General features: G+C 67.7%; 11 protein-coding genes and 1 pseudogene. 10 read left to right on the top strand and 2 right to left on the bottom strand.

The window, feature by feature from the left end; all coding sequences use genetic code 11:
- The first annotated feature begins 242 nt into the window (after window positions 1-242).
- From OG219_RS14825 to OG219_RS14800, 6 genes are read left to right on the top strand one after another with little or no spacing between them, the layout of a single operon-like run.
- Window positions 243-6,824 (top strand): RHS repeat-associated core domain-containing protein, encoded by a 6,582-nt coding sequence (locus OG219_RS14825; protein ID WP_266826695.1) that lies wholly within the window; start codon window positions 243-245, stop codon window positions 6,822-6,824.
- A gap of 14 nt (window positions 6,825-6,838) precedes the next feature.
- A complete protein-coding gene (locus tag OG219_RS14820; protein WP_266826693.1) occupies window positions 6,839-7,291 on the top strand; it encodes a hypothetical protein in 453 nt (150 codons plus the stop codon).
- Window positions 7,292-7,308: 17 nt separating this feature from the next.
- On the top strand, window positions 7,309-7,686 hold the full coding sequence (locus OG219_RS14815) for a hypothetical protein (RefSeq protein ID WP_266826691.1): 378 nt from the start codon (window positions 7,309-7,311) through the stop codon (window positions 7,684-7,686).
- A 55-nt stretch (window positions 7,687-7,741) separates the two neighbouring features.
- Window positions 7,742-8,050, top strand: a complete 309-nt coding sequence (locus tag OG219_RS14810; protein ID WP_266826689.1) for a hypothetical protein — start codon at window positions 7,742-7,744, stop codon at window positions 8,048-8,050.
- Window positions 8,051-8,066: 16 nt separating this feature from the next.
- On the top strand, window positions 8,067-8,705 hold the full coding sequence (locus tag OG219_RS14805; RefSeq protein WP_266826687.1) for a hypothetical protein: 639 nt from the start codon (window positions 8,067-8,069) through the stop codon (window positions 8,703-8,705).
- 34 nt (window positions 8,706-8,739) lie between these two features.
- Complete coding sequence (locus OG219_RS14800; protein WP_266826685.1) at window positions 8,740-9,252, top strand: hypothetical protein; 513 nt, start codon at window positions 8,740-8,742, stop codon at window positions 9,250-9,252.
- Between the two features lie 70 nt (window positions 9,253-9,322).
- Here OG219_RS14800 and OG219_RS14795 read toward each other — a convergent pair whose 3' ends face one another.
- Window positions 9,323-9,919 (bottom strand): TetR/AcrR family transcriptional regulator, encoded by a 597-nt coding sequence (locus OG219_RS14795; RefSeq protein ID WP_266826683.1) that lies wholly within the window; start codon window positions 9,917-9,919, stop codon window positions 9,323-9,325.
- Window positions 9,920-10,080: 161 nt separating this feature from the next.
- Between OG219_RS14795 and OG219_RS14790 the strand changes: the two genes are divergently transcribed.
- Both OG219_RS14790 and OG219_RS14785 read left to right on the top strand, forming a co-directional pair.
- On the top strand, window positions 10,081-11,100 hold the full coding sequence (locus OG219_RS14790) for an aldo/keto reductase (protein WP_266826681.1): 1,020 nt from the start codon (window positions 10,081-10,083) through the stop codon (window positions 11,098-11,100).
- 71 nt (window positions 11,101-11,171) lie between these two features.
- A complete protein-coding gene (locus tag OG219_RS14785; protein ID WP_266826679.1) occupies window positions 11,172-12,053 on the top strand; it encodes an LLM class flavin-dependent oxidoreductase in 882 nt (293 codons plus the stop codon).
- A gap of 36 nt (window positions 12,054-12,089) precedes the next feature.
- Here the strand turns inward: OG219_RS14785 and OG219_RS14780 are convergent, their stop codons facing one another.
- Entirely contained in the window at window positions 12,090-12,776 is a 687-nt protein-coding gene (locus OG219_RS14780) for a YoaK family protein (RefSeq protein WP_266826677.1), read from the bottom strand.
- Between the two features lie 299 nt (window positions 12,777-13,075).
- On the opposite strand from OG219_RS14780, the gene OG219_RS14775 reads away from it, so the two are divergent.
- Window positions 13,076-13,522: a hypothetical protein gene (locus OG219_RS14775; protein WP_266826675.1), complete on the top strand. Its 447-nt coding sequence runs from the start codon at window positions 13,076-13,078 to the stop codon at window positions 13,520-13,522.
- A gap of 283 nt (window positions 13,523-13,805) precedes the next feature.
- A pseudogene (locus tag OG219_RS14770) lies at window positions 13,806-14,012 on the top strand (HTTM domain-containing protein); the annotation flags it as partial.
- Window positions 14,013-14,176: the final 164 nt, after the last annotated feature.

Genomic DNA, 14,176 nt, shown 5'->3' with positions numbered 1-14,176 from the left:
CCTTGACGGTGTGCGGTCAATCTGAGTACAACTGTGATCTCAGTGCGAAAGCTGTGCGGCTACGGGGGCTGTTGTGCTGTCAGATGTGATGGATCGTCATGTCGGCTTGAGAAGAAGGAAGTTCCGGCGATTCCCGGAAAAGCCTCTCCGAGTGTGAGAAGGCATCTGGCTCCTTTCCCATCCCTTCTTCCCTTTTTCCTTCTCCGGCCGCCGCGGGTGGTCGTGCCTGACGGGGGTTTGTCGTGAACACGGGTACAAGAGTGGTTCGTTGGCTGCGCGGCAGACGTGCGGGCGTCGTAGTGGTGCTGGCGCTCGCGCTGACCGCCACGGGTGCGTTACCCGCCGCGCAGGCGGTGACCCCGGCGACCAAGGGGCTGGGGCGGCCGGAGGTGCCGGAGCAGCGGGACAGCGACGTGAGCGCGGTCACCGGCCTGGGGGCGAAGCAGGCTCGCGCGGATGTCGCCGAATCGCAGAAGGAGAACGAGGCTCAGGCCGATCGTGCTGTGGCCGAGCAGGATGCGGTGTGGCCCGCGCCCGGCAGGGTCACGGTTGCCATCCCGGGCACCCGGTCGGGTCGTGCTGCGGTCGAGGCCGGTGGGCTGCCGGTCACGGTCGCGCGGGGCAGTGTGGGGAATGAGGCCTCCGGTGACTCCACGATCCGGGTGCTGGACCGTAAGGCGACAACGGCCGCTGGGATCAAGGGTGTTGTGTTCACCGCGACGGCTTCCCAGCCGGGCCGGGCTCATCTGACCCTGGACTACTCGGAGTTCGCCTCGGCCTACGGTGGTGGCTGGTCGGGCCGCCTCGGCCTCGTACAGCTGCCGGCCTGTGCCCTGACCACGCCCGACAAGGCAGCGTGCAACGAGCGCACGCCGCTGAAGGCGAGCAACGACATCGCCGGACAGACGCTCTCCGCCGACGTCGCACTGGCCGCGTCCTCCTCGGCCGCGCCGACCGTGCTGGCCCTGTCCGCCACGTCCGCCACCTCCGCGTCAGGCTCCGGCGACTACTCCGCGACCCCGCTCGCCTCGTCCTCGACCTGGCAGGCCGGTGGCTCCTCCGGTTCGTTCAACTGGTCGTACGAGCTGGACACCCCGCCCGCGGCAGCCGGTCCGGCTCCGTCGCTGGGACTGTCGTACGACTCGGGCAGCATCGACGGGCGCACCGCGTCCACCAACAACCAGGCCACCCAGCTCGGCGAGGGCTTCGACCTCTCCTCCTCGTCCTACGTCGAGCGGTCGTACGGCAGTTGTGACAAGGACGGCCAGGACGACAAGGGTGACCTGTGCTGGAAGTACGAGAACGCCTCGCTCGTCCTGAACGGCAAGTCCAGTGAGCTGGTCAAGGACGACACGAGCGGGGTGTGGCGGCTCAAGGACGACGACGCCTCCACCGTCACGCACTCCACCGGCGCGGACAATGGCGACGGCAACGGCGAGTACTGGACGGTCGTCACCGGTGAGGGCAGCAAGTACGTCTTCGGTCTGAACAAGCTGCCCGGTGCCGGCACCGAACGCACCGACTCCGTATGGACTGTTCCGGTCTACGGTGACGACTCCGGCGAGCCCGGCTACGACCAGGGCTCCGCCTTCGCCGACCGCTCCGTCACCCAGGCCTGGCGCTGGAACCTCGACTACGTGGAGGACCTCCGAGGCAACGCCATGTCGTACTGGTACACGCCGGAGACCAACTACTACGCCAAGAACGGCGCCGACACCGCCACCACCCAGTACATCCGCGGCGGCTACCTCAGCAAGATCCTCTACGGCCAGCGCGCGACCGCCCTCTTCTCCGGCGTGACCTCCGACAAGGTCACCTTCACCTACGCCGAGCGCTGCACCGCGACCGACTGCTCGGAGCTGACGGACGACACCTCCGACAACTGGCCCGACGTGCCCTTCGACGCGATCTGCAAGAAGGACGCCGACTGCGATGCGACGGGACCGTCCTTCTTCAGCCGCAAGCGGCTCACCCAGACCGACACGTTCGTCTGGTCGGCGGCCACGAGTGCCTTCACGGCTGTCGACTCGTGGGCGTTCACGCAGGAGTTCCTGGACGGTGGTGACATCGGGGACACCAGTGACCAGACGCTGACGCTGAAGAGCATCCGGCACACGGGCAAGAACGGCACCGACATCGCGCTGCCGCCGGTGAACTTCACCTACCAGATGCGCAAGAACCGGGTCGACGCCACCGACAACATCCTGCCGCTGCGCCGTCCGCGGATCGAGAGCGTCACCTCCGAGACCGGCGCGATCACCCGGGTCACCCTCTCCGAGCCGGAGTGCGTGCGCGGCTCGAACATGCCGAGTGCCGCGGACGAGAACACCAAGTCCTGCTATCCGCAGTTCTGGAACATCAACGGGGCCGAGAACGCCTCCATCGACTGGTTCCACAAGTACCGGGTTCTCGCGGTCAACACGTCCGACCCGACCGGCAAGAACGACGCCGTGGAGAACGCGTACTCCTACTCCGCGCCCGCCTGGCACTACAACGACAATCCCTTCACTCCTGCCGACGAACGCACCTGGTCCATCTGGCGTGGCTACGGCCAGGTGACCACCACGAAGGGTGTGGGCAGCAACCAGACCAAGTCGGTCTCGGTCTATCTCCAGGGCATGAACGGCGACCGGCTGCTCAAGTCGGACGGCACGCTGGACCCGGACGCCCGGCGTTCTGCCACCGTGGCAGGGGTGGACGTCAGCGGCCTCGACGTCGCCGACCAGACCGACAGCGAACCGTACGCGGGTTTCCCGCGTGAACAGATCACCTATAGCGGTTCGACCCCCGTCACCGTCACGGTCAACGACCTCTGGTCGAAGAAGACGGCCACGCAGCACAAGTCGTACGCGGACACCGAGGCGTACTACGTCCGCACCGGCAAGGCCGCCACCCACACCTACCTGACTGCCTCGTCGAACTGGCGCTCCCGCACCGTCTCGACCACATACGACGACTACGGCATGGCCGCGACCGCCAACGACACGGGTGACACCGCCAAGTCCGGCGACGAGACCTGCACCCGTACCTGGTACGCCCGCAACGACAGTGTCGGCATCAACGCCCTTGTCTCCCGCGCGCGTACGGTAGGCCAGTCGTGCACGGTCGCCGAGACCGCGCTGTCCCTGCCGACGAGCACCGCCACTCGCGGTGACGTGCTCTCCGACCTCGCTACCGTCTACGACAACGCCTCGACCACGGCGTGGAGCGCCACCCAGACCCCGACCCTGGGCCTCGGCACCTGGACCGGACGCGCCAGCGCCTACCCCGCCTCGGCGACCGGAGGCGAACGCAACCCCACCGGGTGGCAGACGCTCACCAAGACGACCTACGACACGGCGACGGCGAAACTCGGCCGTCCGCTGTCCGTCACCGATGCGGCGGGGAACGCCACCACCACGGCCTACACGCCGACGGACACGGGCCCGCTGACCCGGACCGTCGTCACCAACGTCAAGACCCAGAAGATCATCACGTATGTGGATCCGGCGCGCGGTGCGGCGGTCAAGGTCTACGACGTCAACACCAAGCTGACCGAGACGGCTTACGACGCGCTGGGCCGGGTCACCGCGGTCTGGCTGCCCAACCGCTCCCACGCGTCGTCGCAGGCCGCGAACTACACGTACGCCTACTCCGTCACCAACAGTGCACCGTCCTGGACATCCACGGGGACCCTGAAGGCGGACGGCGACACCTACAACACCACCTACAGCGTCTACGACGCGTTGCTGCGTCCGCTGCAGACCCAGTCGCCGACCCCGCTCGGCGGGCGGATGCTGACCGACACCCGCTACGACAGCCGGGGCCTGGCCTACGAGACGTACGCCCAGATCTTCGACCAGGACAAGACCCCGAGCGGCACGTACACCCGTGCCGAGTACGGCGAGGCCGCCCAGCAGACGGCGACGACCTATGACGGAGCGGAGCGGATCACCAGCAGCACCCTGTACACCTACGGGGTGAAGAAGTGGACGACCACGACCGGTTACACCGGCGACTCCACTGCCACCACGGCGCTGGCCGGCGGTTCGGCGACCCGGGTGATCACCGACGCGTTGGGCCGCACCACCGAGCGGCGTGAGTACTCCGGCACCTCCCCGGCCGACGCCGGCTACGGCTCGGGCACCGGAGTCCCCTACACCTCGACGTCGTTCACCTACACCCGTGACGGCAAGCAGCAGACGATGACCGGGCCCGGCGGTTCCGTCTGGTCGGACCGCTACGACCTGTACGGCCGCCAGGTATCCAGCACCGACCCGGACACCGGGACGACCACCACCGGCTACACCGTCCTGGACCAGGTCTCCTGGACCAAGGACGCACAAGGCCGTGTGGTCATCACCGGGTACGAATTGCTCGGTCGGGTCTCGGGCACCTGGAGCGCCCCGGCCACGGCCGACCTCACCTCCACCGCCGAGGAGCAGGTCGCCGCCAACCAGCTCACCGCCTACACCTACGACACCCTGGCCAAGGGGAAGCTCGACGCCTCGGTCCGGTACGTCGGCGGCAGCGGCACCTCGGGCACGGCCTACACCAGCAAGGTCACCGCCTACGACAGCCTGTACCGGGCCGAGGGCACTCAGCTTCAACTGCCCGCAGGCGACGACCTGGTGAAAACCGGCGCACTCCCGTCCGCCACGCTCGACTTCTCGACCTACTACAGCATCGACGGCACCCAGAAATACACCAAGGAACCAGCGGTCGGCGGCCTGGCCGCCGAGCAGATCGAAACCGACTACAACGCGGTCGGACTGCCCACCGCGATGTCCGGTGAGAGCGGATACCTGCTGGGCACCAGCTACTCGGCGCTCGGCCAGACCGAACAGCTGACGCTGGGCACCTCCACCGCCACCGGCACCAAGAAGGCGTACATCACCAACACCTTCGAGGAGGGCACCGACCGCCTCACCCAGTCCGTGGTCACCGACCAGACCCACGGTTTCGAACTCCAGGAGCTCAACTACACGTACGACGACGTCGGCAACGTCACCGCCATCACCGACCCCACCACCCTCGGCGGGACGTCGGCAGTGGACAACCAGTGCTTCGCGTACGACGGTTACCGCCGTCTCACCGAGGCGTGGACCCCGAAGACCGCCGACTGCTCGGCCACCGGCCGCACCACCGCGAACCTCGGTGGGGCCAGCCCGTACTGGACGTCGTACGCGTACCAGGACTCCGGTGTCCGCGCCTCCGAGACCACCCACACAACCGGCGGGAGCGACACCAAGAAGACGTACTGCTACGGCAGCACCCAGGTCCGCGCCGTGACCGCTGTCACCACGGCGACCTCCTGCACCGGCGTCACTCCCACGTACGCCTACGACGGCACTGGCAACACCACAACCCGGCCCGACGGAAACGCCACCCAGTCCCTGGTGTGGAACGAGGAGGGCAAGCTCGGCAAGGTGGTCGAGGGCAGCAGCACCACCGGGTACGTGTACGGCGCCGACGGCAACCTCCTCATCCGCCGCGACACCGCCGGAGAGACCGTCCTTTACATCGGTGCCACCGAAGTCCACCTCGACGGTGGCACCGGCAAGTACTGGGCGCAGCGCAACTACACCGTCGCGGGCTCGACCATCGCGCTGCGCAGCAACAAGTCCGGTACCAACACCCTGACCTGGCTCGCCTCCGACCAGCACGGGACCTCCTCGCTGGCGATCGACGCGACGACCCAGGGCATCACCAAGCGCTACACCACCCCGTTCGGCGCGACGCGTTCCGGTGGCACCGGCACCTGGGCGGACGACAAGGGCTTCCTCGGGAAAACCGCCGACGCGAGCACTGGACTCACCCACGTGGGCGCCCGTGAGTACGATCCGGCGATCGGACGCTTCGTCAGCGTCGACCCGGTCCTCAGCACCGACCAGGCCCAGTCCCTCAACGGTTACACCTATGCCAACAGCAACCCGGCCACCCTGTCCGACCCGACCGGCCTGGAGTCCTGCTACCCCTCCTCTTTCTGCTCAGGGAGCAACGGCACGTACGGCACGTACAAGCCGGAGAACGACCCGGAGTCCGACAGCTACGACGGATCCAGCCACGACGGCGACAGCGGCACCGCGACCACGAGCAGCACGGGCCAGACGGGCGGTTCGCCGACCTGTGGTGTCGTTCCGCTCGCTCCCTGCGGCGGGTACACACCTGGCCCCGTGGTGGGCCCCGTACCGACGAACCTCCCCTACATCCCGCCAGGTGTCGCGCACCCGGACTATCTGAAGGCACGTGAGTGCGCCACGGTGCCTGTCCTGATCAGCTGCAACCCTGAGGACGCGGTCCTCGGGGGAGGCGACGACGATCTCCGGACGGTCGGCATCAAGTGGGCGGCGGGGCTGCTCGAAGGGTCCACCACCTACGGCGAGGACAGCCGCGTCGCACAACAGGTCGGCATGAGCGACATCACCGCCGCGCAGCGTCGGAGCATCATGCGGCTGTGGACCCAGGGTCAGCTCGAGGGCGAACTCAAGGCGTACTCGATCGGCAAGAAGGACATGGCGGGCAAGATCCGCCAGTTCCTGACGGACCAGTGGTCCATCCTCACCGGAGACCACAACACCTCGACAGCCGTTCTCGGTTCGTACAGAGCGAAGTACAAGATCCTCCGTGCCAACTCGACCGGTGTGCAGGCACGCATAACCATCGAGAACAACATGACGATGTCTTCCTTCGCCCACATCGTCACGGGCTACGGGACGGCTGCCGACCGAATGGTGCAGGGCTACGATAACGACGGGATCATCGCGAGCCGGCCCTTCACCTCGGGATCCGCGATGCAGTCGCACTTCATGACCATCACGTTCCGTGTGGTGATTCTCAATTGATGAACGGGGGACGGGTGAGCGAGCACCGAGAACAGCCAGGCACGGAGCGCCGTAGCGCCTGGCTGTGGGCGGCCTTGAGGCGGGTGGCGGTACCCACCGTCGCGGTCCTTCTGGTGTCCGGCTGCTACGTGTCTACGGACTACGGGCAGTATCCGGAAGGGAAACTGGTCCAGAACGCCTCCCTGGTGCGCATCTGGACGGGCGAGGGAGCCGAGCTGGCGTTGAAGGAGAACAAGGTCTTCTCAGCGGCCGGCCTCACCCTGAAATACTTCTCCTGCTCCTCGGAAGGACTCCAGAAGAAGTCGGGTGACGGCACGTGGAGTTCCATCGACGACGGTGACTCGACCTCCGTGCTGATCCGCTTCGAAGACGGCTGCTCGGCCACTATGTGGACCGGCGAATCCGAAGGGAAGACCGTCCTGTGGGCCACACAGGAGGACGAGAACAAGGTGCTGACCCTTCAGTGACGGTATGGACTCAGGGTTTGCTTCTGCTTGTCGCCGGGCTTGCGGCGGCTGCGGTTCGCTTTGCGAACAGAAAAAGGGCATCGCGGCGCAATGAGGACTTGCGTGAACGCGGGTCGGTGAAGATTCCCTGCCGGTTGTCCTGGCCGGATGAAATCAAGAAAAAGGGATTCACTTACGGGAAGATTCTTACCGGATCGGGTGGAGGGGTCACTTTCTCCGGGAGGGGTGGGAAAAGCGTGATTCTTCCGCCGAGCGAGTGGATCCACAGGGACTCGAGTTGGCGGACAGGACTTCTGGTGCTGCGGTACGGCGTTCCCGGCAAGGGGGAGCTCCGCATTCTGATCGGCGAGGCAGACGCGCCAGCCGTCGAAAAGCTTCTCACCAAGCAGAACTGAGTCGGCGCCGACCTGGTCCTCGGCTCCGGCCATGTAAGGAGCAACGGGTTCGGGTATGGACGTACATAACGAAGCCACGCTCGACGAGCGGTCGGCCGGGTCTCGCGGAGACGCCTTCGCCCGGTGGTTCCGGACCGCGGTCGACTCCTTCTTCCTGGATCCGCCGGCCTTGACCGACTCCCAGATTCTGGTCGACGAGTTGTTCCAAGGGGGCGGAAAGGAACTGCGGACTAGTGGCGTGTGGGACAACTGGCCCGCGCTGGAGGCGAGTCTGCGGCGCTATCCCTTCTACGCCGACCTCACCGTCCACAGCCCGGTGGATCACGAGTACGACACCATCGACGTGGCTGGTCGCGTGAGCTGAAAGGCAGGCAGTGGACATGAACCCACTGGACACCCTCGTTCGGGAGCACGTGGTTCCCGTGATGAAGGCAGCCGGTTTCGCCAAGAAAGGGCGGACCTTCCGGCTGGCCGCGCCGAATGGCGATCATCTGTTCATGCAGGTCTGGCCGGAGGCCGTCGATCCGGAGAAGTACGTCTTCGACGTGTTCTTCTCGGTCGTTCCGTTGCCCCAATGGGCGTTCCTGAACCGGGAGTACGAGACTCCGCCGCCGCCCGACAGCAGCGGTGCGCTGGCGAAGTACGAGGTGATTCCGCCGCCGGAGGTCGCTCATCAGCCCGATTCGGAGATGCCGTTCCGGTCCCGGTGGGTCTTCGCGGAGCCGGACACGCGTGAGGTGTGCGGGCGCGAACTCGCCCGTGCCCTCACGGAGGTTGCCCTCCCGCGGATGGTGCCCCTGCTGGACCGCAAGACTCTCCTGGCTCAGACGCGCACCAACCCGAACGACGGCCTCCTGCGGCTCAAGAGCGCGGACATCAGCGAGATCATGCTGCGCATCGACGACGATCCGGTGGCGGATGTGGCGGCCCTGGTGGACAAGGCCGAGGCAGGCGGTGCCTTTCCGCCTCTCGTCGCCTGGGCGCGCGAGCGGCTTGCCCGGCGTTCGGCCGGCGCATAGGAACTGGCGTACAGGCGGGAGGGGAAGGGGCCGTATGGGTTTCTGGGGTTCGTTCGTCGTGTGCCGGAGTGAGGCTCCGCTCGACGGGCTGTCGGCCGTCATCGAACGCCACGACGGTATGCAGGAACACTGGCGGCGGGCGGGCGGGCGGGCGGGTGGCTGGCAGGTCGGCCAGTACTCGGGCCCGGACCTCGCGGACGACGCTTCCGCGCTGGTCGCCGAACTGGCTGGTGAGACGGGGGCGCCGGCCCTGACCGGCTTCGTGCTGGACAGCGACGCGGTCCACGTGGAGGGGTTCTCAGTGGCCGGCGGGCACTGGAAGGCCTGTCTTGTGCGGGAGGCGACCGAGGCGTACTGCGAGGACGACGACGAGGACTTCGACGCCGAGTTCCCGTCCGCGGAGGCAGCTGCGCACACGGCGGCTGCGTGGGCGAGCGAGGCGGGCCGCACGCCGGATCTTCCGGGACTCGTCGAGGTCTTCGCCCAGGAGGACTCGGACCTCGCGGAGGAGTTGTTATTCCGGCTCCTCGACGAGCTGGGAGTGTGACGGCTCCACCTCGACGGCATCTCCCCGGCCTCCACTGCCGCGAGCAGGGTCGCGGACTCATTCGAACCGGTCAGTCTGGTAGACGCAGTCCCGCGACGAGGAGTTCGACCAGTCGGCGGGGGTCGTACTGGGCGTCGCTGTCCGCGCCGATGCAGAGGTTTCCGACGCCGCGCATGAGTTCGTAGGCCTTGAGGTCGGAGCGGATCTCGCCGGATGCGGCTGCGGCGTCCAGTAGTTGGGTGCACACGGGTACGAGGCGGTCGAGGAAGTACGTGTGCAGTGTGTCGAAGCCGGTGTTGTCGGACTGCAGTACGCCGGCGAGTCCGTGTTTGGTGACCAGGAAGTCGACGAAGAGGTTGATCCACTGGGCCAGTGCGGCGTGCGGCGTCGCGCTGCTCGACAGCAGGGCGGGACCGGCCTCGGCGCAGGCTTCGACCTGGTGCCGGTAGACGGCGATGATGAGGTCCGCCCGCGCCGGGAAGTGGCGGTAGATCGTGCCCACCCCGACACCGGCCTTGGCCGCGATGTCGCGCACCGGCGCTTCCACGCCCGAGGTGACGAAGACCGCGGCGGCCGCGTCCAGCAGGGTCTCCTTGTTGCGCCGGGCGTCCGCCCGCTTGGGCTGGACCGTGCGCCCCGGGCCCGCGCCCTCGTCGGTGTCGCTCACCGCGCCACTCCCTCCGCCACTGAGGCTTGCTAAACGGAACAGTGTTCCGTATCGTCTCGTTCCGGAACGGGGTTCCGTTTGCCCATGATGGCAGAGCGCGGGCCCGACAACCAACCCACGCACTGCCGCCACGCTTCACCCCGCAATGGAGGAACACAGTCATGCAGTACCGCACCTTGGGCCGCACCGGTGTGCAGGTCAGCTCCCTCGCACTCGGCGCGATGAACTTCGGCAAGATCGGGCGCATCACCCAGGACGAGGCCACCGCCCTTGTCCACGCCGCCATCGAGGGCGGGATCAACCTCATCGACACCGCCGACATGTACAGCGACGGCGAGTCGGAGGAGATGGTCGGCAAGTCCATCGCCGGCCGCCGCGACGACATCGTGCTGGCCACGAAGGCGGGCATGCCCATGGGCGACGAACGCAACCACCAAGGCAGTTCGCGCCGCTGGCTGGTCACCGAGCTGGACAACAGCCTGCGCCGGCTCGGTGTCGACCACGTCGATCTCTACCAGATCCACCGGTGGGACCCGAGTACCAGCGACGAGGAGACGCTGTCGGCCCTGACCGACCTCCAACGCGCCGGAAAAATCCGCTACTTCGGCTCCTCGACCTTCCCGGCCCATCGGATCGTGCAGGGCCAGTGGGCCGCCCGCGAGCATCACCTGAGCCGCTACGTCACCGAACAGCCCAGCTACTCCATCCTCCAGCGCGGGATCGAGACCCACGTACTGCCCGTCACCGAGGAGTACGGCCTCGGTGTGCTGGTGTGGAGCCCGCTGGCCTCGGGCTGGCTGTCGGGTGCGATCCGCGAGGGCCGGGAAATCACCACCAGCCGCTCGAAGTTCATGCCGCAGCGCTTCGACACCACCATCCCCTCCAACCGGGCCAGGCTCGACGCGGTCGAGCAGCTGGCCAAGGTCGCCGACGAGGCCGGCCTCACGCTGATCCAGCTCGCGCTCGGATTCGTGACCGCGCACCCCGCCGTGACCAGCGCGATCATCGGCCCCCGCACCCCGGACCACCTCCACTCGCAGCTCGCCGCCGCGGACACCGTGCTCTCCGCCGACGTACTCGACGCGATCGACGCGATCGTCGCCCCGGGTGTCGACCTGGCCGCGCACGAGAAGTACGACACTCCGCCCGCGCTGCTCGATCCGTCGCTGCGGCGCCGCTGAGCGTCCTCGGCGGAGCGAGGAACGGTCTCCACATCCTCGAAAGGAACGTCCTCGAAAGGACGGAACCACCCATGCCGCACCACACATCCCGCCCCCGCTTCGGGATCATGACCGCCCCCATGCAGGTCGACTACCAGGACATCCTGCGCGTCTGGCGCGAGGCCGACACGATCCCGGAGATCGAGCACGCGTGGCTGTTCGACCACCTCATGCCGATCGGCGGCGACCCGGACGGACCGGCCCACGAAGGCTGGACGCTGCTCTCGGCCCTCGCCGCCCACACCCGTCGACTGCGACTCGGCCTGCTGGTGACCAGCAACCGGTTCAGGCCGCCCGCGATGCTGGCCAAGATCGCCACGACCGTCGACATCGTCTCCGACGGACGGCTCGACTTCGGCATCGGCGTCGGCTCGCGCCCCAGCCCTCCGCAGGCCCGGCGCGAGTACCCGGCACACGGTCTGCCCTTCCTGGACACCGCCGACGCCGTGGAGAGCCTTGCCGAAGCCTGCATGGTGATCCGTCGGCTGTGGACCGAGGAGAAACCCTTCGACTTCCACGGCACCCACCACCACCTCACCGGAGCGTTCGGCAACCCCAAACCCGTCCAGCGCCCCCACCCGCCGATCCTCATAGGCGGACGCTCGGCCGCGGCGCTCCGCATCGTCGCCGAGCACGCCGACCTGTGGAACATCCCCGGCGGCGACATGGAAGACGTAAGGAACCGCAGCGCACTCCTGGACCGCTACTGCGCCGAGATCGGCCGCGACCCCGCCTCGATCACCCGCTCCATCCACCTGGCGGTCTCCTACGACCGGCCCGGCGTCACCCGGGACGCGATCGCCGAAGCGATCGACGCCGGCTTCGGGCACATCGTCCTCGGACTGCCGGCGCCCTACCCCGCCGACGTCGCACGGTGGGTCACCGACGAGCTCATCCGCACATCATCGGCCTGACGCAATCAGCTTCCGCCGGTACTCCCGGCCGATCCGTCACCGTTCCCGCCCCGACGCGGTCACCGCCAGGACCCCCACCGCCACGGCGGAGATGAGCAGCGGAACGCCCAGACCGTGGTGGAGCACCAGCCACGCGCCGAGCAGCGCGCCCGCGAGCATCGCGACGACCGCGGCGGCGCGGCGCGGGGAGTGGGTGCCCTTGCCGCCGGCCAGGCGGGAGTCGGAGGCGATGCCGGTCAGCGTCATCGTCAGGACGGTGGTCGTCAGGTCGGGTACGCCCAGCTTGCGCACGGTCGCGTTGCGCAGGCCCATGGCGAGGGCGGTGAGAGCGATGATCGCGTACGTCGTGCCGGTCGCGTCCGGGGCCGCGAAGGCCACCACCGACGCCGCGCCCACCAGTACCGCCTCGGCGGCGAGCGTCACCCGGGCCCAGGTGCGGCGCGATCCGCCGCCGAGCCACCTCGAGACGCGGCCGCCGACCACCGCGCCCGCCAGGAAGCAGCCCAGTGACGCCGCCGTGTGGGACACCGAGAAGCCCGGGGCCCCGGCGGCGGCGAAGCCGAGCACGACCACGTTGCCGGTCATGTTGGCCGTGAAGACGTGGTGGAGCCCCAGGTAGCTCACCGCGTCGATCAGCCCGCTGACCACCGTCAGCACCAGCAGCACGGCCACGAGGGGGAGGCCGCGTGCCTCGGGGTCACACGTTCGTGTCTCAGTGCTCACCGGTCCAGTGGACCATGGCTGTGGCCGTTGTTCGTGTAGTAATGCGGAGATCGCAATTGACGCTTTGAACTATTCGCGTCGAGTGGGCTTGGAATTCCCTCATCCCGGTGCTCCTGGAACGCTCTGCGGCCAGCCTCTTTGCAGGTGCCGCCTGCCGCCCATTCAGCGTATCCAGCACATCGTTTCTCACTACTTCCTCGGCTGAATTCCGTTGGTGACAGCTGGGCTGGGATCCAATTCACCGAGAAAGAAGGAAGGCCAATGCGGTCTATCCGTAACTTGCTCATCGTACTTTCGGCATGCGCGACAAGGACGAGCACAGCAAGCCGCACAAGTCGAACCAGTACCGGGACCACGGCCATCACGGGGATGACTGGGACCATGGGCACGACCGGCACCATGGGCACGACGGCACCACGGGCACGACCGCGACCACCAGCACGACCACCCCGCCGGGGGACGCGCAGTGGTGCTCGCCGGGCTTCTGGAAGAACCACTACCCGGAGGCGTGGGGCCCGACCGGCCTCACCGGAAACGAGAAGTACAGCGCCTTCTTCCAGCAGGCGCCTCCGCGTTCGCCGAAGGGCATCAGTGACAAGGCTCAGGTCGACCCGACCATCTATGAAGTCGTCGCCAACCCGCAGTGGTACGGCGGTGGCGCCACGGAGGACGTGGCCGATCTGCTGAGTGACCGTCACCCCGGCATCAACTTCACCGGTTTCCGGGTGGACAACTGCCCGCTCTAGGCGATGCGGAGCAGCGACAAGCAGCGACCCGCTGACATCCCCCGCGAGCTGCTCTGGTCGCCGTGGGCGGCGGCCGTGCTCGCGATGACCGCCCTCCTCCTCGTCGACGCCGCGCTGGTCCATCTGGCCATGGTCTTCCTGCCCCTCGCCCCGGCCAACGCCGTCAGCACCCGGCACCGCGACCGTATCGACGCCTACGGCCAGCCTGAGCTCGGCCAGGACTGGGGGCTCTTTGCACCGATGAGATCAGAGGCAATCCGGCGCCCAGCCATATGCACCAGACATGCTGAGCTACGGCACGGTCATGATGCAGGTTGCCTTCCCCTTCACCCTCGCCAGCCGCAAGGCCAAGAACGTGCTCCTGGTGGCGATGATGCTGGAGCGCACCGGGATCGCGGTCCTGATGGGCATCCCGTTCCTGTCCCTGGCGATGGTCGTCTGCGATGCGGTGTTCCTGCCCACGGCGTTCCTCGTGGTGCTCGGCGGCCGGTTTGCGGAGTTCGCCCGCCGGGCGGGCCGGGGCGACTGTGCCGGGACGCGAAGGGATCCCGTAGCGGCCCCGGCCGGCGCACTGTGACAGCTGGGCACGCACACAAGCCGCAGCGCCCGACGCGTGTTCGCGTCGGGCGCTGCGGCTTGTGTGTCGGTTCACGC

The organism is Streptomyces sp. NBC_00038 (genome assembly GCF_026343635.1).
In the GTDB taxonomy this organism is placed as follows: domain Bacteria; phylum Actinomycetota; class Actinomycetes; order Streptomycetales; family Streptomycetaceae; genus Streptomyces.
Note: the sequence above shows the minus strand (reverse complement) of the source record. Positions and strands in the feature narration are given on the sequence as shown.

Bases quoted from the DNA above. Each gene is read 5' to 3' on its own strand.
- OG219_RS14810 (WP_266826689.1), top strand. From the start codon at position 7,742: ATGGACGTACATAACGAAGCCACGCTCGACGAGCGGTCGGCCGGGTCT.
- OG219_RS14805 (WP_266826687.1), top strand. From the start codon at position 8,067: ATGAACCCACTGGACACCCTCGTTCGGGAGCACGTGGTTCCCGTGATG.
- OG219_RS14800 (WP_266826685.1), top strand. From the start codon at position 8,740: ATGGGTTTCTGGGGTTCGTTCGTCGTGTGCCGGAGTGAGGCTCCGCTC.
- OG219_RS14790 (WP_266826681.1), top strand. From the start codon at position 10,081: ATGCAGTACCGCACCTTGGGCCGCACCGGTGTGCAGGTCAGCTCCCTC.
- OG219_RS14785 (WP_266826679.1), top strand. From the start codon at position 11,172: ATGCCGCACCACACATCCCGCCCCCGCTTCGGGATCATGACCGCCCCC.
- OG219_RS14775 (WP_266826675.1), top strand. From the start codon at position 13,076: ATGCGCGACAAGGACGAGCACAGCAAGCCGCACAAGTCGAACCAGTAC.